The sequence below is a fragment of the Streptomyces sp. NPDC057565 genome (assembly GCF_042801455.1).
In the GTDB taxonomy this organism is placed as follows: Bacteria; Actinomycetota; Actinomycetes; order Streptomycetales; family Streptomycetaceae; genus Streptomyces; species Streptomyces yanii.
The window spans coordinates 59533-81332 of sequence record NZ_JBHVFU010000019.1 but is presented as its reverse complement, the minus strand read 5'-3'; the positions used below and the strand labels follow the sequence as shown (position 1 = coordinate 81332).

Here is a 21800-nt window from a genome sequence, read left to right as displayed (position 1 = left end):
ATCTTCAGAACCATGGGACGTCATGCACATTCGCGATCTTCCCTACTCGGATCCTGGCGATCCCGATGTCCGGTCAGGCCCACGCTTCCTGCTCTGGCTCGGCCGCAACCAGATCCGCGGACAGCTCAAGTCCCTGTCCTGGGGCCTGCTGCACCAGTGCTCCGTCGCCGGGCTGCCGCTCGCCGTCGGCTTCGCCGTGCAGGCCGTCGTCGACCGTTCCGGCAGCCGGCTCGCCCTGGCCGGCGGGCTGATCGCCGTCCTCGGTGTGCTGATCGCGGTCGGCGACACCATGCTCCATCGGACCGCCGTCACCAACTGGATCACGGCCGCGGCCCGCGTCCAGCAGCTACTGGCCCGCAAGACCGCGGAACTCGGGTCCGCACTGACCCGCCGGGTCGCCGCGGGCGAGGTCGTCGCGGTGTCCACCGGCGACGTCGAGAAGATCGGCTGGTTCGTCGAGGCGCTCTCCCGCTTCGCCGCTGCCGCCGCCGCTCTCGTGCTGATCTGTGTCGGACTCGTCGTCTACCTGCCGTCGCTGGGAGCGCTGGTGGCACTCGCCATGCCGCTGCTGGCACTGGCCGTGCTGCCGCTGCTCCCTCGCGCCACCCGGCGCGCGGATCTTCAGCGCGAGAAGGCCGGAAAGGCCACCGAACTGGCGTCGGACACCGTGGCCGGGCTGCGGGTGCTGCGCGGGATCGGCGGCGAGGAGCTGTTCCTCGGCCGCTACCGGCGTGCCTCGCAGGAGGTCCGCAGGGCGGCCGTCCGCAGCGCGCAGATGTGGTCACTGATCTCGGCGATCCAGGTGCTGCTGCCGGGCGTGCTGCTCATCTCGCTGGTCGTGTACGGAGCGACGCTGGCCCGCGAGGGCCGGATCGAGGTCGGCCAACTGGTCACGGTGTACAGCGCGGCGACGCTGATGCTGTTCCCGTTGCGGCACTTCGAGGAGATCGCGATGGCGTACTCCTTCTCGCGGCCGTCCGCCAAGCGGGCCGTGCGGGTGCTGTCGTTGCACCGCACCGTCGAGCCGTCGACCGTCGATGTGGTGCCTTCCGGTGATCTGTACGACCCGGTCACGGGGCTGATGGCCCCCGCGGGCAGGTTCACCGCGGTGGTCTGCGGCGACCCGGACGAGGCCGGCCGACTGGCCGAACGGCTCGGTGGGCACGCCGAGCCGGCCGCGGAGCAGGACACGACGGACGACGCTCCCGAGGGCTCGCCGTCGCCGGAGAAGAACCCGTCCGTCCTGCTCGGCGGCGTCCCGCTGGACGAGCTGCCGCTGGCGTCCGCCAGGACCGCGGTGCTGGTCCAGGACAAGGACCCGGTGCTGCTCTCCGGGACGCTCCGGGAGCTCCTGGACATACCGTCGTCCGGCCAGGTGAGCGCTGAGGAGGCGCTTGCCGCCGCCCAGTGCGGTGACGTGCTCGACGCGCTGGCACAGGCCTCGGTGACCAGGGACGGCGATCCGATGACGACCAGGATCACCGAGCGCGGCCGGTCGCTCTCCGGCGGCCAGCGGCAGCGGCTCGCCCTGGCCCGCTCCCTGGTCACCGATCCGGAGGCACTCGTTCTCGACGAGCCGACGTCCGCCGTCGACTCGCACACCGAGGCCCGGGTCGCTGCCGGTATCAAGGCGCTGCGCCAGGGTCGTACGACCGTCGCGTTCGCCTCGTCGCCGCTGCTGCTGGACCTCGCGGACCGGGTGGTGCTGGTGCACCGGGGCACCGTGACAGCGGTCGGTACGCACCGCGAACTGCTGCACACCGAACCGCAATACCGGGCTGTCGTCACCCGGGAGACCGACGACGAGATCGCGGCACTGACCGCATCGGACGAGATCGACGGGATCAGCGGGATCAAGGCGATCGAAGAGATCGAAGGAATCGAGGAGAGGGCATGATCGGCGTCGCACAACCGACGTACGACCCGGCCGCCCCGGAGTCGGCGACAACGCTGCCGGTCGGCACCCCCACCACCGTACGCAGCTATGTACGGGACCTGATGCGGCGCCACCGCAAGCCGTTCGCCGTACTCATCTCGGTCAACGCCGTCGCGGTGATCGCCTCGATCGTCGGGCCGTATCTGCTGGGCGGACTGGTCGAGGACCTGTCGAACGGGGTCGCCGACCTCCATCTGGAGCGCACCGCCGCGGTGTTCGGGCTCGCACTGCTCGTACAGACCGTGTTCACCCGGATGATGCGGCTGCGCAGCGCGATGCTCGGCGAGGAGATACTGGCCGATCTGCGCGAGGACTTCCTCGTGCGGTCGGTCGGGCTGCCGCCGGGCGTGCTGGAGCGGGCCGGGACCGGTGATCTGCTCTCCAGGATCACCACCGACATCGACCGGCTGGCCAACGCGATGCGGGAGGCCGTGCCGCAGTTGGCGATCGGTGTGGTGTGGGCGGGGCTGCTGCTCGGTGCGCTCACCGTGACCGCTCCCCCGCTGGCACTCTCCGTACTGATCGCCCTGCCGGTGCTGATCCTCGGCTGTCGCTGGTACTTCCGTCGGGCGCCGTCCGCGTACCGCTCGGAGGCCGCCGGGTACGCGGCGGTCGCCGCGATGCTGGCGGAGACCGTGGACGCCGGACGGACGGTGGAGGCGCACCGTCTCGGCGCGCGCCGGGTGGCACTGTCGGACCGGCGGATCAAGGAGTGGACGGCTTGGGAGCGGTACACGCTGTTCCTGCGTTCGGTGCTCTTCCCCGTCATCAATGTCACGTACGTGACGATCCTCGGCGCGGTGCTGATGCTCGGCGGCTGGTTCGTCATCGAGGGATGGCTCACTGTCGGACAACTGACGACGGGTGCGCTGCTGGCGCAGATGATGGTCGACCCGATCGGTCTGATCCTGCGCTGGTACGACGAGTTGCAGGTCGCACAGGTGTCGCTGGCCCGGCTGGTCGGCGTGCGGGACATCGAACCGGACGCGGGCGACGCGGAGGTCGCCCCGGACGGCCGGGACGTCCGGGCGGACGGTGTGCACTTCGGCTACCGCGCCGGGGTCGACGTGCTGCACAAGGTGTCCCTCGACGTCGCCCCGGGCACGCGCCTCGCGCTGGTCGGCCCGTCCGGTGCGGGCAAATCCACGCTCGGCCGGCTGCTGGCCGGGATCTACGCCCCGCGCAGCGGTGAAGTAACCCTGGGTGGTGCGCAGTTGTCGCAGATGACGGCGGAGCAGGTGCGTACGCATGTGGCGCTGGTCAACCAGGAGCACCATGTGTTCGTCGGTTCGCTCCGCGACAACCTGCTGCTGGCCCGTGAAGGCGCGCAGGACGCGGAGCTGTGGGCGTCGCTCGCCGCGGTCGACGCGGACGGCTGGGCGAAGGCGCTGGGCGAGGGTCTGGACACCGAGGTCGGTTCGGGCGGTCTGGCCCTGACCCCGGCGCAGGCGCAGCAGATCGCCCTGGCCCGGCTGGTGCTGGCCGATCCGCACACTCTGGTGCTGGACGAGGCGACCTCGCTGCTGGACCCGCGGGCGGCCCGCCATCTGGAGCGCTCGCTGGCGCGAGTGCTCGACGGCCGTACGGTCGTGGCGATCGCGCACCGGCTGCACACCGCGCATGACGCGGATGTGATCGCGGTGGTCGAGAGCGGCAGGATCAGCGAACTGGGCAGCCATGACGAGCTGGTTGCGGCGGACGGCGCGTATGCGGCGCTGTGGCGGTCCTGGCACGGCTGAGCGGAGCAGGCGGAGGTGGCGCGCGGACCGTCACCGGTTCGCGCGCAGCCACACGTCGAGAGCGGCGAAGTCCGCGTCGGTGAGCCCCTGGGCGGCGTCGACGCGATGGAGGAGGGCCGGCCCCGGGTGATGTGCGGCCACCCAGGCCCGGTCGGTGCCGGTGATCTCGTCGTCGACCCAGACGAAGGGGCGCCCTGCCGCGTGGTCGACGAGGGGGCGCGTCTTCCAGTGCAGCCCGTCCCTCCGGTCGAGTTCGTCCTCGTACGCCGGATCCGGCCAGGCCACCACGGGCAGCTCCGGCAGGCCGAGCCATGGTGCGATGCACTCGTTGGCCTCGTCCAACCAGGTCGTGGCCCAGACGAGATCGCAGCCCAGAGCCGTCAGCCGGGGCCCGAGCGCGGGGTCGATCCTGCTCAGAAGAGGATTCGACTCGGCCGGCCCGGGTGCGGCCCCCGTGCGGTACGTCGGATACCCGTCCGGGCGCTGTTGCGGCGTCGCTCCGAACGGAATGAGCGGCCCGTCGACGTCGAGGAAGAGAAGCGGGCGCTGCGCGGAACCGGTCACGGCTGCACGGTACCCGCTCTCCGGGCGGACGCGACGAGGGCGCCCGTGGTGGATCGCCTTCCACCACGGGCACCGTCGTGCCACAGTCCCGCCAGGTCCCCTTCCGTGGGGTACGCGCTCTGCGCACCCACGCCCCGCACGGCGGCAGCGCCGGCCCCGACCGGGTACCTCACCGCGGTGACCAGGTCGCCGCTCCGCGCCGGGCGGCGGTGACGGCCCGGTTGGCACCCTCGCCGCCCGGATGGACCGTCAGGTCGCCGCCGAGCACGGTCTCCCCGGTGCCGGGGCGGCGTGTGACGCGGCCATGAGGTCCGCGTCGGCCCAGCCACCCACGACGGCATCGGTGGAGGCCGGTCGGGTGGACATGGCGCCCCCTCTCAGAGGCCCTGGGCCCGCACGATCCGGGCGACGATCTGCTCGGCGATCGCCTGCACATCGGCGTCGACGACGAGGTCCACATTGCCCTCCGGGTCGGACGTGAACAGGGTCAGCCCTTCATCGGTGACCTCGACCGTGCCGCGTTCGGTGGTGTAGAGGTCGGGGCGGAGCAGGGACAGCGCCGTGATCGGGTCGTGCGGCACACTCCACGATTCGCCGGTGAAGCCGGTCCAGCCGTCGATCTCGCGGGCGAGCGCCTCCCCGTACGGGCCGGCCGCCCGGATCGTCTCGACGCCGTCCCGCTCGATGCGCAGCCGGGTGGTGATGTCCAGCCCGGTGACCACGATGCGCACGGCCGAGCCGAAGACAATGCGGGCGGCGGTGATGTCGCTGACGATGTTGTGCTCGGCCTTGGCGCGCGGGCCGAAGTCTCCGCCCATCAGGTACAGGGTGCGTACCCCCGGGGCGAAGCGGTCGTCGAGGCGGATCGCGCGGGCGATGTTGGTGAGCGGGGCGATGGCGATGACATCGCTCGCGCCGGGCTCGGCAAGCACGGTGTCGACCAGGAAGCGGTCGGCGGCGATGTCGTCGCGTACCGGTTCGGTCGCCAGGTCGGGGAAGGCCCGTCCTTCGTGTCCGGCCCACCAGACGTCCTTGCCGGAGAGGGTCTCGGTGGCTCCGGGCACGACGGTGAGGTCGCGTCCGGCGAGGGCGCCGAGCCGGTGGGCGAGGCGGGCCCTGAGCAGGGTGTCGCCGTAGACGGTGGTGATGCCGGCGATGTGTGCCTCGGGCGAGCCGAGCAGCACACCGAGGGCGAGGGCGTCGTCGACGTCGCTGCCGATGTCGGTGTCGAGGAGGACGTCTGCCGTGGGCTGGTTCACTTTGCTCCTGGGGTCGTTGGCGGGTGGATCGATGGTCACTTCAGGCCGCTGCCCGCGATGGACTGCGTGAAGTACCGCTGCAGGCGCAGCAGTACGAGGAGCGGGATGACGGTCAGGACGACGGCGGCGGCGAACACCTGGCCGTAGTCGACGACCATCTGTCCCTGCAGGGTGCCGAGGGCGATCGGGCCGAGCTGCTTGTCCGGTTCGGTGCCGACGAGCAGCGGCCACATGTAGGACTGCCACTGGAAGGTGAACAGGGTCAATCCGGCGCCGATCAGGGCGGGCCGCGACAGGGGTATGTAGATCTTCGTGAAGACGCCCCACCAGCTGAGCCCGTCCATCCGTGCGGCCTCGACGAGTTCGCGCGGGATGGCGAGGAAGAACTGGCGCAGCAGGAAGATCGCCAGGCCGTTGCCCATGCCGGGCAGGATCAGACCGGCATACGTGTTCTGCAGTCCCCAGTCCCGGAAGATGTCGGACAGCGGGATCGCGATCGCGTCGAACGGGATCATGAAGCTGAGCAGGATCACGGCGAAGACGAGCCCGCGCCCGCGGAACCGGAAGACCGAGAGGGCGAAGGCCGCCATCGCGGAGAGCACCAGCCCGAGCAGGACGGTGGCGGCAGCGACGCCGATGGAGTTGAGTACCGCTCGGCCGAAGTCGCCCTGGAACAGGGTCACATAGTTGTGCAGCGTGGCATCGGTCGGGATCAGGCTGTGCCAGGACACCCGGTCGAGCCCGGCGAGCACCTTGTCACCGGGGCGCAGCGAGCCGGCGAGCACCCACAGCAGGGGCAGCGCGAACAGCACGCCCATGACGACGGCGGTGACGAGCGGCATGTGCCGCAGAGCGGAGAGGCGGCGCGGTGCCGAGGACGCCGGCGCGTTCGTGGTCTTCACTGGGTCACTCCTCGCCCTTGCCCTGCATCATCCGGAACTGGACGACGACGACGGCGAGCGTGATGGCGACGAGCACCACCACTTCGGCCTGGGCGAAGTTGATGTCGCCGACGCTGTAGGCGCGGCGGAACACGTCGTACATCATGAGATTGGTGGAGCCGTCGGGGCCGCCGCGGGTGAGCAGCTGCACGGGTGCGAACACCAGGAAGTTGGCGACGGTGTCGGCGACCAGCACAAAGGCGAGCGGGCGGCGCAGCAGCGGCAGCGTGACATGGAAGAAGCGCTGCCAGGCGGAGGCGCCGTCGACGGCGGCCGCGTCGTAGCACTCCTGCGGAATGTCCTGGAGTCCGGCGATCAGGAACATCATCCAGTAGCCGACGCCGACCCAGGACATCAGCACGATGAGCGCGAAGAGCGCCTGCTCGGAGCTGGTGAGAAAGGGCTGCGGCGGGATCCCCAGGGCACCGAGGATCGCGTTGAGCGGTCCCTCGGGGCGGTAGAGGATGCCCCAGATGACGGCGGACACGGCGGGCGGCACGGCGATGGGTGCGAAGACCAGCGAGCGCCAGAAGCGGACGCCCGCGAACCTGCGGTTGAGAAGTACGGCGAGGCCGAGCGCGATCAGCACCTGGAGCGGGTTGATGACCAGGCTGAACAGCAGCGTGACCCGGACGCTCTGCCAGAACTGGGAGTCCGAGAAGAGGTCCGTGTAGTTGCCGAGGCCGACGAACGTGGTGGTGCCGTCGACGAGGCTGTGGTGGCGCGCGCTGCTGACCAGGGCCATCGCGGCGGGCAGCAGACGCAGCACCACGAGGGCGAGCAGCGCGGGTGCCAGGAAGTACAGGGCGGTCCGGCCCTGCGATGCACGGCGGCGTGCGGGCCGCGGCGGGGTGCGGGGTGGTGAGGTGGTCATCGCAGGCGCTCCCAGGTACGCACCAGTTCACCGGAGGCCTTCGCCAGCCGGGGTTCCACGGCGGAACCGTTGCGGATGTCGGAGAAGGCGGAGCCCATGACGGTCTCGAACTGCGTGTAACCGATGCTGCGTGGCCGGCTGACGGCGGTGTGAGCAAGTTCGTACCGCATGATCGTGGCGACCCCGGCGGTGCTCTTCGTCGCCTTGTCCGCCAGGTCCGCCGCGTACCGGTCGAAGGCCTTGCGGTTCGACGGGATGAGCGGGGACGCCTCGACGGTGGAGAGGCTGCCCTCGGTGGTCAGTGCGGCGTACTCCATGAATCGCAGGCCCGCTTCGGGGTGTTCGGCGTACGGGTTGACGCCCCAGGACCAGGAGTCGGTGGGGGTGACGGCGCGGCCGTGGGCGAACTTCGGCTGCGGGGCCGTGCCCCAGGTGAAGTCCCTGAGTCCGGCGAAGGCACCGAGGTTCCACGGGCCGCCGACGAAGAACGGCACGCGGCCCGAGGTGAAGAGGGAGGAGAGCTGGTAGGACGGGATGCCGCGGGGCGACGAGCCGTCGGCGAAGAGCGTGCGGTACCAGTCCAGCGCGTCGATCCAGCCCTGGGTGGTGACGGCGGGCGTGAGCATGTCCTTTCCGGTGATGCCTGATCCGCCGTGAAGGGACTCGATGAGCGGCTGCAGCCCGTAGTAGAGGTCCGTCTGCTCCAGCAGCAGCGCGTAGTCGGCTCCGGCCCGGTCCATCGCCCGGCGTCCCGCGGCCTTGGTCCGCTCCCAGCTCCAGCGGTCGGCCGGTGCCGCGCCGGGGAGTGCCACCCCGGCCTTGGCCAGCAGGTCCGCGTTGTAGAAGAGGTACTGGGTGGACGTCCAGATCGGCAGCGAGCGGAGTGTGCCGTCCCAGGAGCTGACGGCGTACTGCTCGGGGGTGACGGCGGCCCTGGTGCGGTCCGCGATCCGGTTCAGGTCGGTGAGGAAGCCGCGGGCCGTCAGCGCCGGGACGCGCGGCTGGTCGACCGCGTACACGTCGATCGCGCTGTCCTTCGCGGAGAGCCGCAGTTGCAGGACGTCGCCGAGCTGGTCGGGCGGGACCGGCGTGTAGTCGATCCGTATACCGGGGTTGGCGCGTTCGAAGCCGCGGATGACCGCCCGGAACGTCTCGGGGGTCTCCGGGCCGAGGAACCGCACCGCTGTTCTGCCGTCCGCCGGTCGGCCGCCCGAGCAGCCGGCCAGGGCCGCCGCCGAGGCCACGCCGAGGGCGGCCCCGAGCACGGTTCTGCGGCTGGGAGAGCTCGTCATGCGGCTCTCCTGCCTGCGATGGACATCGCGTTCTCCAAATCGTTTTGCATAACCTGGCTCGGCCTCCGTGCGGCACGATCGGAAGCACCATACAAAACGTTTTGCACATTGGATAGAGTGACCTCGAACACCAGGACAACAGCCCTGGACAACAACGGGAGGCTGATGGTGCGCGGCGCCGGCCGGATCAAGATCGTGGATGTGGCATCCGAAGCGGGCGTCAGCGTCACCACGGTCTCCCATGTGCTGAGCGGCCGCCGCCCGGTCTCGGCCTCCACCCGCGCCCGGGTCGAGGACGTCATACAGCGGCTCGGCTACCAGGCGGATCCCTCGGCGCGCGGACTGCGTACGCAACGCACCCGCACCCTGGGCCTGGTCGTCCCGGACATCACCAACCCGTTCAACACCGCCATCGCGGCGGGCATGCAGGAGATCGCACTGGCCCACGAGTACCTCACCGTGGTCTGCGAGGCGCCGATGGACGGCCCACACCTGCCCGAAGTGATCCGGCAGCTGGTGGCGCGCCGTATCGACGGCATCGTGGTCGGCAGGTACGGCGCCACGCGGCAGGATCTGGACCGGATCACGGCCTCGGGATCCAAGCTCGTACGTCTCGGCGGGCCGCTGGCGCCCGGGCTCGGCGATGTGGTGCGGGCCGCCGAGGCGGAGGGCATGTACGACCTGGTCAGCCATCTGGTGGGGCGCGGCTACCGGCGGATCGCCTACATCGGGGGCGCGCCGGGGGTGGAGCCGGGCGAGGAGCGGTTCGCCGGCTACCGGAAGGCTCTGGAGGCGGCCGGGCTGCCGGTGCACCAGGAGCTGGTCGCCTGGACCAGCTTCACCCGCGAGGGCGGACGGGCCGGGGCGACGGCGGTACTGAACGCCACGGAGCCGCCGGACGCCGTGGCGTGCGCCAACGATCTGATCGCGATCGGCGCGCTGGACACCGCACGGGCGGCTGGGCTGCGGGTACCGGACCGGGTGGCGATCACCGGGTACGACGACATCGAGGCGGCGTCACTGGTCTCGCCCGCGCTGACCACTGTGCTCAACCCGGCCCGGGAGATCGGGCGTTCGGCGGCGCAGCTGCTGCTGGACCGGCTGGAGGGCGAGGACTCGGGCCCGGCCCGGGAGATCGTTCTCGCGCACCGTCTGGTGCCGCGCGAATCGGCCTGATCCCCCGGCGGCCGGGTGGGGTGCTCAGATGAAGTTGAGGGCGGCCGCCCCGCCCACTCCCCCGAGCACCATGAACGCGGGCATCAGCACCTTCAGCTCCACCCAGCTTCCGGCGCGGAACCGCATGCCCTTCGGCGGCCCGATCGGGTACCAGCGCTTGCGTCCCACCGGGATCGGCCACAGGATCGGGCAGCCGGAGACGGTCAGCGCGTCGCCGATGTCATGGACGAGGGCGCCGAGGACGATCGGCAGCCCGAGCCAGAGGTACTCCTGGCCGGGGGCGCTGAAGAGCCAGTCCGAGCCGTTGCCCGGCTTGTCGAGGACGTCGGCCAGTATCCACGCGCTGGTCGCGCCGAGCAGCCACACCAGGACGTCACTGGACATCCGGGCGGCCCGCCACAGCAGTCCTTCGACGGCGAGCACGAGGTGGACGAAGAGAATGGCCAGGACCGCCCACCGGCCGCCGGTGATCGCCGCGGCGGAGGCCCCGGCACCGATCAGCACCGCCCAGAGCCAGGTGTGTGTCAGAGTCCGGTGACCGCCGTTGCGGCGCGGGTCGCCGGAGCCCCGGGTCGCCTTGTAGACGGCGTGCGAGAGCTTGTCGACGATCTCGCACAGTGCGCGGGAGACCGGTCCGAAGGCGCGCGAGATGGTCGCGGACTTGTGGTCGAGGTCCGGGGCGAGCGCGGCGCCCGCGGTGATCAGTGCGCCGACGACCAGGACGGGCCACGGCATCGTATGGCCCGCGGCTGCCGCCGCCGCGCCCACCCCCAGCCAGGCCGCCGCCCCGGACAGCGAGTGTGCCGGTCCCATCATGGTTCTTCCGCCCCCAAAGTTTGTCCGGCCGCCATCGACGTTGCGATGCGGCCGAGTTGAGTGGGCAGCGTACCGTCCGTGATCTTCGTACGGTCGTCCGGTTCCCGCATCCGGGCGGAAGGCAGGCAAGATGGGGGCGTGACCCTTATCGATCAGCTGCCCCCGACCGACGACCCGGACGCCCTCTTCGAGGCCTTCTCGTCATGGACCGAGACCCAGGGCATCACCCTCTACCCTGCTCAGGAGGAGGCGCTGATCGAGGTGGTCTCCGGGGCGAACGTGATCCTTTCCACCCCCACGGGTTCCGGAAAGAGCCTGGTCGCGGCGGGTGCGCACTTCACAGCTCTGGCCCAGGACAAGGTCACCTTCTACACCGCCCCGATCAAGGCGCTGGTCTCGGAGAAGTTCTTCGATCTGTGCAAGCTGTTCGGTACGGAGAATGTCGGCATGCTCACGGGCGACGCCTCCGTCAACGCGGACGCCCCGGTGATCTGCTGCACCGCCGAGGTGCTGGCCTCCATCGCGCTGCGCGACGGGAAGTACGCCGACATCGGCCAGGTCGTGATGGACGAGTTCCACTTCTATGCGGAGCCGGACCGCGGCTGGGCCTGGCAGATCCCGCTCCTGGAGCTGCCGCAGGCCCAGTTCATCCTGATGTCGGCGACGCTCGGTGACGTCAGGATGTTCGAGGAGGACCTGACCCGGCGCACCGGCCGCCCCACCTCCGTGGTGCGCTCGGCGACCCGGCCGGTCCCGCTCAGCTACGAGTACCGGCTGACCCCGATCACCGAGACGCTCACCGAACTCCTGGACACCCGGCAGTCGCCGGTCTACATCGTGCACTTCACACAGGCCGCGGCCGTCGAGCGGGCGCAGTCGCTGATGAGCATCAACATGTGCACCAAGGAGGAGAAGGAGAAGATCGCCGATCTGATCGGCAACTTCCGCTTCACCACGAAGTTCGGCCAGAACCTCTCCCGCTATGTGCGTCACGGCATCGGGGTGCATCACGCGGGCATGCTCCCGAAGTACCGCCGCCTGGTGGAGAAGCTCGCCCAGGCGGGTCTGCTGAAGGTGATCTGCGGTACGGACACACTCGGCGTCGGCGTCAACGTCCCCATCCGTACGGTGCTGTTCACGGCGCTCACCAAGTACGACGGCACCCGGGTCCGTACGCTGCGCGCCCGTGAGTTCCACCAGATCGCCGGCCGCGCGGGCCGGGCCGGCTTCGACACGGCGGGCTTCGTCGTCGCGCAGGCGCCCGAGCATGTCATCGAGAACGAGAAGGCCGTCAAGAAGGCGGGCGACGACCCGAAGAAGAAGCGCAAGGTGGTCCGCAAGAAGGCCCCCGAGGGCTTCGTCGCCTGGTCGGAGACCACGTTCGACAAGCTGATCCAGTCCGAGCCGGAACCGCTGACCTCCCGCTTCCGGGTCACGCACACGATGTTGCTGTCCGTGATCGCGCGTCCCGGCAACGCCTTCGCGGCGATGCGGCATCTGCTGGAGGACAACCACGAGCCGCGCAGGGCACAGCTGCGCCACATCCGCCGGGCCATCGCGATCTACCGCTCGCTGCTGGACGGCGGCGTCGTGGAACAGCTCGCCGAGCCGGACGCGGAGGGCCGCATCGTGCGGCTCACCGTCGATCTCCAGCAGGACTTCGCGCTCAATCAGCCGCTGTCCACGTTCGCGCTGGCCTCCTTCGACCTGCTGGACGCCGAATCGCCGTCGTACGCCCTGGACATGGTCTCCGTCGTCGAGTCGACGCTCGACGACCCGCGGCAGATCCTCGCGGCCCAGCAGAACAAGGCGCGCGGCGAAGCGGTCGGCCAGATGAAGGCGGACGGTGTCGAGTACGAGGAGCGGATGGAGCGGCTCCAGGACGTCACCTACCCGAAGCCGCTGAGCGAGCTGCTGTGGCATGCGTACGACGTGTACCGCAAGAGCCACCCGTGGGTGGGCGACCACCCCGTCTCGCCGAAGTCCGTGATCCGGGACATGTACGAACGGGCCATGACCTTCACGGAGTTCACCTCCAACTACGAGCTGGCCCGCACCGAGGGCATCGTGCTGCGGTATCTGGCGAGCGCGTACAAGGCGCTCGAGCACACCATCCCGGACGACCTGAAGTCCGAGGACCTGGAGGATCTGACCGCCTGGCTCGGCGAGATGGTCCGTCAGGTGGACTCCAGTCTCCTCGACGAGTGGGAGCAGCTCGCCAACCCTGAGGTGGAGACGGCCGAGCAGGCGCAGGAGCGGGCCGACGAGGTCAAGCCGGTCACCGCCAACGCCCGCGCCTTCCGGGTGCTGGTCCGCAACGCGATGTTCCGCCGGGTGGAGCTGGCCGCGCTGGACAAGGTCGCCGAGCTCGGTGAGCTGGACGGCGAGGCGGGCTGGGACGAGGACGCGTGGGGCGAGGCCATGGACGCGTACTGGGACGAGTACGAGGATCTGGGCACCGGCCCGGACGCCCGCGGTCCGAAGCTGCTGAAGATCGACGAGGACGCCGCGCACGGCCTGTGGCGGGTGCGGCAGACGTTCGCCGACCCGAACGGCGACCACGACTGGGGCATCAGCGCGGAGGTCGATCTGGCGGCCTCCGACGAAGAGGGCCGGGCGGTCGTCCGGGTCACCTCGGTCGGCCAGCTGTGAACGTGACCGCCGCGACGGCACCTTTGCGAGAGTGGAGACGAACGGCATGACGAACCCCGCCGAGCGCCTGGTCGACCTGCTCGACCTGGAGCGGATCGAGGTCAACATCTTCCGGGGGCGCAGCCCCGAGGAGTCGCTGCAGCGGGTCTTCGGCGGCCAGGTCGCCGGGCAGGCGCTGGTGGCGGCCGGCCGGACCACCGACGGGGACCGGCCGGTCCATTCGCTGCACGCCTACTTCCTGCGGCCGGGCCGCCCCGGCGTGCCGATCGTCTACGACGTCGAGCGGGTCCGGGACGGGCGGTCGTTCACCACGCGCCGGGTCACCGCCGTGCAGGAGGGCCGGACGATCTTCAATCTGACGGCGTCCTTCCACCGGCCGGAGGGGGCGGGCTTCGAGCACCAGTTGCCGCCCGCCCGGACCGTTCCGGACCCCGAGCAGCTGCCCACCGTCGCCGAAGAGGTGCGCGAGTATCTCGGGGCGCTGCCGGAGGCACTGGAGCGGATGGCCAGACGCCAGCCGTTCGACATCCGGTATGTGGACCGGCTGCGCTGGACGCAGGAGGAGATCAAGGACGCGGACCCGCGCAGCGCGGTCTGGATGCGTGCGGTCGGCCCGCTGGGCGACGATCCGCTCGTGCACACCTGCGCGCTGACGTACGCGAGCGACATGACGCTTCTCGACGCGGTCCGTATTCCGGTGGAACCCCTGTGGGGGCCGCGCGGGTTCGACATGGCGTCGCTGGACCACGCAATGTGGTTCCACCGTCCGTTCCGGGCCGACGAATGGTTCCTGTACGACCAGGAGTCGCCCATCGCGACGGGCGGGCGGGGACTGGCGCGCGGCCGGATCTACGACCGGGGCGGCAATCTGCTGGTGTCCGTGGTGCAGGAGGGGTTGTTCCGCCGACTGGGCGCGTAGCCCGGCTCACGTGCCGGGCAGCGGGTCCTGTTCGACCTCGTGGCGGCGGGTGCGGATGTCCGGTGCCGCAGGGTGCAGTTTGGCGTCGCAGGCGGGGCCGAGCCCGGTGCGGCGTGATTCCCTGCCGGTGAGCGGGCGACCGCACAGGCGGCAGCGGACCGGACGGCGGCCGGTCGCCCGGTCGGGCTCGGCCGGGGCCTCGATGTCGGACCCGGGGAACGGCTCAGGATTCTCCACGAATCGATCTTCTCAAGTCCGCGTTCTACCCTGCGACTTCCGAACGAAGCACAACGGAGGAGTTCGCGGATGAGCAGCGTGCTGACCATGGAACCGGTCCCCCGGGACAAGAAGAGCGCCGCACCGGGCGGCGTCGATCCTGTCGGGCATGTCATCACGTACGCGGACACGGTCGGCGACCAGGCCCGGAACGTCGCCTACGTGGAGCGCGAACTGCCCCCGGGCGGCATACCGGCGTACCTTGCGGCCCGTAAGAACGGGACGCGTTCCTTCGTCCTGTGGGCCGATCCGCAGCGCCGGGCGCGGCTGGCCACGGTGATCACCACGTCCGCCGGCGACGGCGTGGCGACGTATCAGGTACTCGGGGCCCAGGGCGAGCCCATCGGTACGTTCGTCCGCGAGAAGGCACTCTCCGGCAGCGGGCTGCGGACCCGTTGGACGGTCACGCAGACGGGTTGCCCCGAGGCCGTCGGCTACAAGGGGCGGATCTTCTGGTGGTACGTGTGGTGGCTGCTGTCCCCCGTTCAGGCGGTCATCATCGTGGGCAGCCTCCTCAGCGGCAGCGGTGATGTCGCCCGCGGGCCGCGTCGCATCTTCTGGCGGGCCGGCACAAAGACCCCGCTGGAGTTCCAGGACGACCATCTCTTTCAGCACGCGCAGTGGTGCGACTGGCGGCTGGGCGCGGCTCTGGTGGCGCTGCTGCGCACCTTCGACAGCTGGCTGGGGACCCCCTGGGACGACAAGCGGGCGTGACGCGGACGACATACCCGGGTCGCGTCGGCGGTCGCGGGCGTCGCGTGGCTCGTCGAGGGTCCGCGCGGATGGCACGGCCATGATCGTCCCCCAGCCCGTTGGCCCACCAGATGATGCCGGAGGCCGGGGCTACCCGTGATAATCGGAGAGGGGCAGCACACGTCGAGGGGCAGCACACGTCCGGGCGGTAGGGCGTCTGGGCAGTCAGGAGAGTCTTCGATGCCCCAGGACGCCACGTCGAACCACCGCGCCGCGCCGCACCTGACGCCCGAGGAGCGGGCGGCCGCCGGAAAGGCCGCCCGCCGACACACCCCCCGTTCGAGCCACGCCTCGTTCGCACCCCAGGCCGACCGTCCCGACCCCATGGGCATCCTCGGGGCCCAGTCCGCGACCAGGGTTCCGGAGCTCGTCCCGATCCGCCACAGCCGGATGGCCGAGTCGCCGTTCCATTTCTACCGGGGCGCCGCCGCGATCATGGCAGCCGATCTTGCCGCCAGCCCCGATTCCGGGATCAGGGCCCAACTGTGCGGAGACGCACACCTGTTGAACTTCGGGCTGCTCGCCTCCCCGGAACGGCACCTGCTGTTCGACATCAACGACTTCGACGAGACGCTGCCGGGCCCCTGGGAGTGGGACGTCAAACGGCTGGCGGTCAGCCTTGTCGTCGCGGGGCGGGCGAACGGCTTCACGGAGCGGGAGAGCGCCGACATCGTGCCGGCAGCGGTGCGGTCGTACCGCGAGTCGATGATCCGGTTCGCGGGTATGCGCAACCTTGATGTGTGGTACACGAAGACTGATGTGGAACGCCTCCGGACCGTGGCGTCGCAGCAGTTGGCGAAACGTGGCCGCGAGAGCCTGAACCGTGCCATGGCCAAGGCCCGTACCCGGGACAGTCTGCAGGCCTTCGACAAGCTGACCGAGGTGGTCGACGGCCGGCTCCGGATCGCCGCGGATCCGCCCCTGCTCGTACCGCTCGCCGATCTGCTGCCCGCTGAGGAGCGCGATGCGACGATGGATTGGTTCCGCGAGCTGATCAGGAGCTACGCGCTGAGTCTCCCGTCCGACCGGCGGTTTCTGCTCCAGGACTTCCGGCTCGTGGACGTGGCCCGCAAGGTGGTCGGGATCGGCAGCGTCGGCACGCGGTGCTGGATCATCCTGCTGCTCGGCAGGGACGACCGCGATCCGCTCTTCCTTCAGGCCAAGGAGGCCGAGGCCTCGGTGCTCGCCCCATACGCCGGCCCCAGCACGTACCGGAACCAGGGCGAGCGGGTGGTTGCCGGGCAGCGGTTGATGCAGGCGGCGAGCGACATCTTCCTCGGCTGGCAACGCACGGAATGGACCGACGGGCGGCGCCGCGACTTCTATCTGCGGCAGCTGCGCGACTGGAAGGGCGCCATCGGGCCGGAGTCCATGGTGCCGGTCGGGATGCGGACGTTCGGTGAGGTCTGCGGCAGCACCTTGGCCCGCGCCCACGCGAGGTCCGGCGACCGGATCGCCATCGCCGCGTATCTGGGACGCAGCGACTCCTTCGACCGTGCGATCGCACGGTTCGCGGAGACGTACGCCGACCTGAATGAGCGGGACCACCAGGCTCTGGTCGACGCGGTCCGCACAGGGCGCCTTCCCGCGTCCGAGCCGAACGGCCCGGCCGCGGCCCCGCGCGCACCGGACGCTCCGACGACGAGGAAAACATGACCGTGTCGGCCGAGCCCGCCGGAGCATCCGCCACCGCGCCACCCGGTCCCCTCGCGCTCATGCGTTCGCCGCGGAGCCGGCCACCGCCCCGCACGGGGCGTCCGCCGGTCCACCGCCGTGAACGTGCGCTTCGGGGACCGTGACGTGTCCTTCACACTCGGGTGCGGCCGGCCGGACTCGGCTCCGGCGGAGTGCCGTCTCCGAACGGGCGGCCCCCGAGCTGCTCGCGACGGTGCGGTGTCCCCCAACCGGAGAGATCCGGTCCCAGGGGCACGATGCCGGTGGGGTTGATCCCCGTGTGGACCCGGTAGTAGTGCTGCTTGATGTGGTCGAAGTCGACCGTGTCACCGAATCCGGGGGTCTGGAACAGGTCCCTGGCGTAGGCCCACAGCACCGGGTCCTCGGTCAGTTTCGAGCGGTTGCACTTGAAGTGCCCGTGGTAGACGGCGTCGAAGCGGACGAGCGTGGTGAACAACCGGATGTCCGCCTCCGTGAGAGTGTCCCCGACCAGATAGCGCCGGTCCGCGAGGCGTTCGGAGACCAGGTCGAGCCGACGGAACACCGCGCGGTACGCGGCCTCGTACTCGTCCTGTTCAGTGGCGAATCCGGCCCGGTAGACGCCGTTGTTCACATCGCGGTAGATACCGTCCATGACCTCGTCGATCTCGTCCCGCAGCCGTTCGGGGTAGAGATCGGGGGCCCCGGACCGGTGCAGCGCGGTCCACTCGGTCGCGAAGTCCAGGGTGATCCGCTGGAAGTCGTTGGTGACGAGCTTCCCGCTGGGTACGTCCACGATCGCGGGCACGCTGACGCCACCGGGGTAGCCGCGTTCGCGCGCGTCGTACGCCTCGCTCAGGTACGCGATGCCGAGCACCGGGTCCCGTCCGCCCTCGTCCAGAGTGAAGCGCCAGCTGCGGTCGTCCTGGATCGGGTCGGCGACAGCGAGCGACAGGGCGTCTTCCAGGCCCAGGAGCCGCCGGGAGACGAGTGCCCGGCTCGCCCAGGGGCAGGCGCGGCTGACGACCAGCCGGTAACGGCCCGCCTCGACCGGCCAGCCGTCCCTCCCGTCGGCCGTGATCCGGTCGGCGAAGTGGCTCCTGGACCGTTTGAAGGTCGTGCGTCCGTACGCTGCGTTGCCGTCCGGCTCACTGCCGGTCGGGTTGCTCATCGCGGCCTCGCTCTCGGTCGGACGGGTGGGACATATGTCTCCTGGCCCGCCGGGATGCCGCCACATCGGCCAGAGCCACGACGAGTGCCCCCATGACGAAGGCGACGGAGACGACGAGCCCGAGGTCGAACGCGGTGGTCCAGCCCTCGGAGGCCAGTTGGGCGAAGAAGACCGAGCCGACCGCGGCAATCCCGATCGCGGAGCCGACGCGCTGCCCGGTCTGGAGCGTGCCCCCGGCGCTCCCGCCGCCGACCACCGGCACCTGGGACAGAGTCAGGGTCAGGTTCGGGGCGATGACGAGGCCGCTGCCCACACCCGCCAGGAGCAACGGGGCCGCCATCGCCCAGGCGACGCCACGGCCCGGGACGACGTGCACGGCGAACGCGGTGGCCCCGAGTCCGACGACCACCATGGACAGCCCCACGACGACCAGCGGCCGGCCGTAACGGCCGACCATCCGGCCGCCGGGTCCCGCGGCGGCCGCCGCCCCCAGAGCGAACGGTGTGATGGCCAGTCCGGCCTCGAGGGCGGTGCAGTGCAGGCCGGCCTGCAGATAGAGCGTGCTGATGAAGAAGATCGAGGTGAATCCGGCGAAGTACAGCAGGCTCAGCAGACAGCCCAGCCAGTAGGAGTGCAGCCGGAACAGCGACACGTCGAGGACCGGCGCGGTGCCGCGCCTGCCGCACCCGGACTCCCAGCCGACGAAGGCGGCGAGCAGAGCCGCGGCCACGACCAGCAGCAGCCACTTCTCGTTGCCGGGCCACTGCTGTTCCTGGACGAGAGGCAGCAGCAGGGCCAGCAGGCCCGCGCCGAGAAGGAGGACGCCGACGGGGTCCAGGTCGCGCGGCCGCACGCGGCCGGCCGACGGGGTGTCCGGCAGGAGGCGCCGAGCGAGCAGGAAGCAGACGACGCCCAGCGGCAGGTTGACGTAGAACACCCAGCGCCAGCCCTCGGCCGGTCCGGCCGCCTGGATCAACAGCCCGCCCAGCAGGGGGCCGACGGCGGTCGAGATACCGACCACCGTGCTGAACATGCCGAAGGCGCGGCCCCGCTCCTGGCCTGAGAACATCTGCTGGATCAACGCGGAGATCTGCGGCGAGATCAAGGCTCCACCGACGCCTTGAATCACTCGGGCGACCACCAGCCAGAAACTGGTCGGCGCGGCTCCACAGGCTGCCGACGCCAGCGTGAACACGGCCAGTCCCGCCAGGAACACCTCGCGGCGCCCCCGGGCGTCTCCGAGCCGTCCGGCGGGGATGAGAAGGAGTCCGAAGACGAGGGAGTAGCCGGAGAGAACCCATTGCAGATCGGATTCCGGGCTCCGCAGGCCGTTGCGGATGGACGGCAGGGCGACGTTGACGATGGACACGTCCAACAGCGTCATGAAGCCCGCCACCAGGCACACACCAAGTGCCTGCCAGCGGCGGGGGTCGGGCGCCGGGGCCGCCCCGCCCCCCGCCACACCTTCCTTGGACGTTGCGCTCTCCGGCATAATTCGCACCTTAGGCGGCATGTCCGGATTCCGTCGGCTCGACTGGGCCGACTGCCGTAATCGTTCGCCGCCCGGGAGAGGGCGCCGGACCATCGAGCACGCCCCGGGTCGGGTCAGGCCCTCAGAGCCTCGTCCGCTTCTCGGTGCATGCCCGTGCACAGCGCCCAGACGATGAAGATGTTGACGGCGACCAGCACCATGGCCCACAGGGGGTAGTACGGGATCCACAGGAAGTTGGCGATCGCGCCCAGCCCGGCGACGACGACACCGAAGTAGCGTGCCCACAGGGCTCCGCTGAGCACGGCGCAGCCGGCGAGGACGAGGACGATGCCGAGAATGAGGTGGACCCAGCCCCAGCCCGTCAGGCTGAACTCGAACACGTAGTGGCGCGTCGCCAGGAAGATGTCGCCCTTGGAGATGGCCGCGATCCCCTCGAGGATCGCCATCGCTCCACCGAAGATCATCAGGGATGCTGCCAGGACGGTGATCCCCGATGTGGGCGCGTGCGTGGGGCTCGGGTAGGCGCGGGCCGCTCGGGGTCCGGTGGTGTCACTGGCCATGTCGGCCTCCTTGAGGTGACGGTGCACTCGGTCCGGCCGAGCAGGCCGGACCGGGCGGGATCCACCGTCTCAGCCTGACACGGTGGCTCCCCGTAGGCACTTCGGCCGACGACGCCCAGCTCCTCTCATATCAGGGATAACATCTCTCGCATGAGACAGTCTGACGTGGTGGAGCCGATGTCCGTCGATGCCCGGCTCGCCGTCCGGCTGGGTGAGCTCCGCACCGAGCGCGGCTGGTCGCTGGACGAACTGTCCCGGCGCAGCGGCGTCAGCCGCTCGACACTGTCGCGCCTGGAGCGCGGCGAGCTGAGCCCGACCGCCGCCCAGCTGGGACGGCTGTGCACGGTGTACGGGCGGACGATGTCGAGGCTGCTGACGGAGGTGGAGGCGGAACCGCCGCAACTGGTGCCGGCCGAGCGCCAGCCGGTGTGGCGGGACGAGGCGTCCGGATTCGTGCGCCGCTCGGTCTCACCGCCGCACGCCGGACTGCGCGCCGAGATCATCGAGGGAACGCTCGACGCGGGCGCCGCCATCGCCTACGACGACGCCCCCGTGCCCGGTCTGGAGCAGCACATCTGGGTGCTCCACGGGACGGTCGAGATCACCGTCGAGAACACCGTGCACACCCTGCACCAGGGCGACTGTCTGCGGTTCCGGCTGCGCGGACCCTCACATTTCCACTGCCCGGGCCCGAACCCCGTCCGCTATGCCCTGATGATCGTTCTGCCGTGAGAGGACCCCGCCATGACCGAGGTCGTCCCCGTGTCCGGCCCCGAGCTGGTCACATACGCCGATGAGCTCGCCGCTCTCCTGGTGGAGACGGTGGAGGGCGGGGCGTCGGTGGGGTTCCTTGCGCCCCTGGACCGCGATGCGGCCGCAGCCTGGTGGCGAGGGCGTGCCGAGGCCGTCGACGCCGGACATCAGCGCGTCTGGCTCGCCCGCGACGGCGAGCGGGTGGCCGGGACCATCGGCCTGAACCTGGCTCCGCTGCCGAACGCCCGGCATCGCGCCGAGGTGACGAAGGTGATGGTGCGCCCCTCGATGCGCGGCCGGGGGCTGGGCCGGGCGCTGCTGGCCGCCGCCGAGCAGGCGGCAGCCGGCACCGGTCTGACGCTGCTCGTCCTGGACACCGAGACCGACAGCCCCGCCGAGCGGCTCTACCGCTCGGCGGGCTGGATGGAGTGCGGGTCCATTCCGGACTACGCCGGGGACCCGGCCGGGGTTCTGAAGCCGACCACCTTCTACTACAAGGCGATCGGCGCGGCGGGCGCCGGTACGGACGGTCGGGCAACGAGTCCCTCGACGTCCTCGTAGACAACGCCGTCCTTCATGACGAGCAGGATGTTCGCCGGATCGCCGAGTGCGTGGACGTCGATCGGCGAGAACGGCCGGACGCCGCTCGGTGAACTCGCCGAGGTGCTGGTCGTCTCCGTGGACACCGCAAGCCGCAGGCTGAACCGGCTCCTCGAATCGGGCCAGCTGGTGCTCCGCTGCGACTTGGCCCGTTCACTGTCGGGTTCGCCCGTCGCCGTGACGCTCTTCGGCAGCGTGGCGGCAGAGCATCTGGAGTCCACCGCAGAAGAGTTGGCGAAGCTTCCGGAGATCCGGCAGTGCCTGGCCCTGGCCGGTCCGATCAATAGGCTCATGGGCCGGCTGCTGGATCCGGACGGCCGGGCCGTCGGCTTCGTGCCGATGAACCTGTGGGCGTAAGAATGGCGTCGGAAGCG

Annotated in this window: 20 protein-coding genes; 10 read left to right on the top strand and 10 right to left on the bottom strand. The window is 70.5% G+C overall.

The window, feature by feature from the left end:
* Positions 1 to 22 precede the first annotated feature (22 nt).
* Together ACFU8W_RS28385 and ACFU8W_RS28380 are read left to right on the top strand one after the other, a co-directional pair.
* Positions 23 to 1897, top strand: coding sequence for an ABC transporter transmembrane domain-containing protein (locus ACFU8W_RS28385; RefSeq protein ID WP_384042834.1), 1875 nt, complete (start codon positions 23 to 25; stop codon positions 1895 to 1897).
* On the top strand, positions 1894 to 3675 hold the full coding sequence (locus tag ACFU8W_RS28380) for an ABC transporter ATP-binding protein (protein ID WP_384042831.1): 1782 nt from the start codon (positions 1894 to 1896) through the stop codon (positions 3673 to 3675). The genes ACFU8W_RS28385 and ACFU8W_RS28380 overlap by 4 nt, the downstream gene beginning before the upstream one ends.
* Before the next feature lie 30 nt (positions 3676 to 3705).
* On the opposite strand, the gene ACFU8W_RS28375 is transcribed toward ACFU8W_RS28380, so the two are convergent.
* The 5 genes from ACFU8W_RS28375 to ACFU8W_RS28355 all read right to left on the bottom strand — a co-directional run bounded on the left by ACFU8W_RS28375 (position 3706) and on the right by ACFU8W_RS28355 (position 8605).
* Positions 3706 to 4239, bottom strand: coding sequence for an HAD domain-containing protein (locus tag ACFU8W_RS28375; RefSeq protein ID WP_345511698.1), 534 nt, complete (start codon positions 4237 to 4239; stop codon positions 3706 to 3708).
* A gap of 377 nt (positions 4240 to 4616) precedes the next feature.
* Positions 4617 to 5498, bottom strand: a complete 882-nt coding sequence (locus ACFU8W_RS28370; RefSeq protein ID WP_384042828.1) for a nucleoside hydrolase — start codon at positions 5496 to 5498, stop codon at positions 4617 to 4619.
* Between the two features lie 35 nt (positions 5499 to 5533).
* Entirely contained in the window at positions 5534 to 6400 is an 867-nt protein-coding gene (locus ACFU8W_RS28365; protein ID WP_384042825.1) for a carbohydrate ABC transporter permease, read from the bottom strand.
* A 4-nt stretch (positions 6401 to 6404) separates the two neighbouring features.
* Positions 6405 to 7313 carry a carbohydrate ABC transporter permease gene (locus ACFU8W_RS28360; RefSeq protein WP_384042822.1) on the bottom strand — a complete coding sequence of 303 codons (909 nt, stop codon included), beginning with the start codon at positions 7311 to 7313 and terminating at the stop codon, positions 6405 to 6407.
* Positions 7310 to 8605: an ABC transporter substrate-binding protein gene (locus ACFU8W_RS28355; protein WP_384042818.1), complete on the bottom strand. Its 1296-nt coding sequence runs from the start codon at positions 8603 to 8605 to the stop codon at positions 7310 to 7312. The genes ACFU8W_RS28360 and ACFU8W_RS28355 overlap by 4 nt, the downstream gene beginning before the upstream one ends.
* A 117-nt stretch (positions 8606 to 8722) precedes the next feature.
* Between ACFU8W_RS28355 and ACFU8W_RS28350 the strand changes: the two genes are divergently transcribed.
* On the top strand, positions 8723 to 9781 hold the full coding sequence (locus tag ACFU8W_RS28350; RefSeq protein WP_384042813.1) for a LacI family DNA-binding transcriptional regulator: 1059 nt from the start codon (positions 8723 to 8725) through the stop codon (positions 9779 to 9781).
* Positions 9782 to 9805: 24 nt separating this feature from the next.
* On the opposite strand, the gene ACFU8W_RS28345 is transcribed toward ACFU8W_RS28350, so the two are convergent.
* Positions 9806 to 10597, bottom strand: a complete 792-nt coding sequence (locus ACFU8W_RS28345) for a metal-dependent hydrolase (RefSeq protein ID WP_345511705.1) — start codon at positions 10595 to 10597, stop codon at positions 9806 to 9808.
* Positions 10598 to 10735: 138 nt separating this feature from the next.
* Here ACFU8W_RS28345 and ACFU8W_RS28340 point away from each other — a divergent pair, with 138 nt between their 5' ends.
* Complete coding sequence (locus tag ACFU8W_RS28340) at positions 10736 to 13249, top strand: DEAD/DEAH box helicase (protein WP_384042806.1); 2514 nt, start codon at positions 10736 to 10738, stop codon at positions 13247 to 13249.
* Positions 13250 to 13295: 46 nt separating this feature from the next.
* Complete coding sequence (locus ACFU8W_RS28335) at positions 13296 to 14168, top strand: acyl-CoA thioesterase (RefSeq protein WP_384042799.1); 873 nt, start codon at positions 13296 to 13298, stop codon at positions 14166 to 14168.
* Between the two features lie 6 nt (positions 14169 to 14174).
* On the opposite strand, the gene ACFU8W_RS28330 is transcribed toward ACFU8W_RS28335, so the two are convergent.
* Positions 14175 to 14405 (bottom strand): DUF6011 domain-containing protein, encoded by a 231-nt coding sequence (locus ACFU8W_RS28330; RefSeq protein WP_384042796.1) that lies wholly within the window; start codon positions 14403 to 14405, stop codon positions 14175 to 14177.
* A gap of 69 nt (positions 14406 to 14474) precedes the next feature.
* On the opposite strand from ACFU8W_RS28330, the gene ACFU8W_RS28325 reads away from it, so the two are divergent.
* Complete coding sequence (locus ACFU8W_RS28325; RefSeq protein ID WP_384042793.1) at positions 14475 to 15158, top strand: hypothetical protein; 684 nt, start codon at positions 14475 to 14477, stop codon at positions 15156 to 15158.
* A gap of 219 nt (positions 15159 to 15377) precedes the next feature.
* Positions 15378 to 16853, top strand: a complete 1476-nt coding sequence (locus ACFU8W_RS28320) for a DUF2252 domain-containing protein (RefSeq protein ID WP_384042790.1) — start codon at positions 15378 to 15380, stop codon at positions 16851 to 16853.
* A 151-nt stretch (positions 16854 to 17004) separates the two neighbouring features.
* Here the strand turns inward: ACFU8W_RS28320 and ACFU8W_RS28315 are convergent, their stop codons facing one another.
* From ACFU8W_RS28315 to ACFU8W_RS28305, 3 genes are all read right to left on the bottom strand, one after another.
* The gene (locus ACFU8W_RS28315; protein ID WP_384042787.1) at positions 17005 to 18021 is read right to left on the bottom strand and encodes a glutathione S-transferase family protein; all 1017 of its coding nucleotides are present in this window, start codon (positions 18019 to 18021) and stop codon (positions 17005 to 17007) included.
* Complete coding sequence (locus ACFU8W_RS28310) at positions 17999 to 19513, bottom strand: MFS transporter (RefSeq protein WP_384042784.1); 1515 nt, start codon at positions 19511 to 19513, stop codon at positions 17999 to 18001. Before ACFU8W_RS28310 ends, ACFU8W_RS28315 begins: the two co-directional genes overlap by 23 nt.
* A gap of 113 nt (positions 19514 to 19626) precedes the next feature.
* On the bottom strand, positions 19627 to 19977 hold the full coding sequence (locus ACFU8W_RS28305; RefSeq protein WP_384042985.1) for a hypothetical protein: 351 nt from the start codon (positions 19975 to 19977) through the stop codon (positions 19627 to 19629).
* Between the two features lie 246 nt (positions 19978 to 20223).
* Between ACFU8W_RS28305 and ACFU8W_RS28300 the strand changes: the two genes are divergently transcribed.
* From ACFU8W_RS28300 to ACFU8W_RS28290, 3 genes are read left to right on the top strand one after another with little or no spacing between them, the layout of a single operon-like run.
* Complete coding sequence (locus ACFU8W_RS28300; RefSeq protein ID WP_384042781.1) at positions 20224 to 20805, top strand: helix-turn-helix domain-containing protein; 582 nt, start codon at positions 20224 to 20226, stop codon at positions 20803 to 20805.
* A gap of 12 nt (positions 20806 to 20817) precedes the next feature.
* The gene (locus ACFU8W_RS28295; protein WP_384042778.1) at positions 20818 to 21387 is read left to right on the top strand and encodes a GNAT family N-acetyltransferase; all 570 of its coding nucleotides are present in this window, start codon (positions 20818 to 20820) and stop codon (positions 21385 to 21387) included.
* 15 nt (positions 21388 to 21402) lie between these two features.
* Positions 21403 to 21783, top strand: coding sequence for an Lrp/AsnC family transcriptional regulator (locus ACFU8W_RS28290; RefSeq protein ID WP_384042775.1), 381 nt, complete (start codon positions 21403 to 21405; stop codon positions 21781 to 21783).
* The last annotated feature ends 17 nt before the right edge of the window (positions 21784 to 21800 follow it).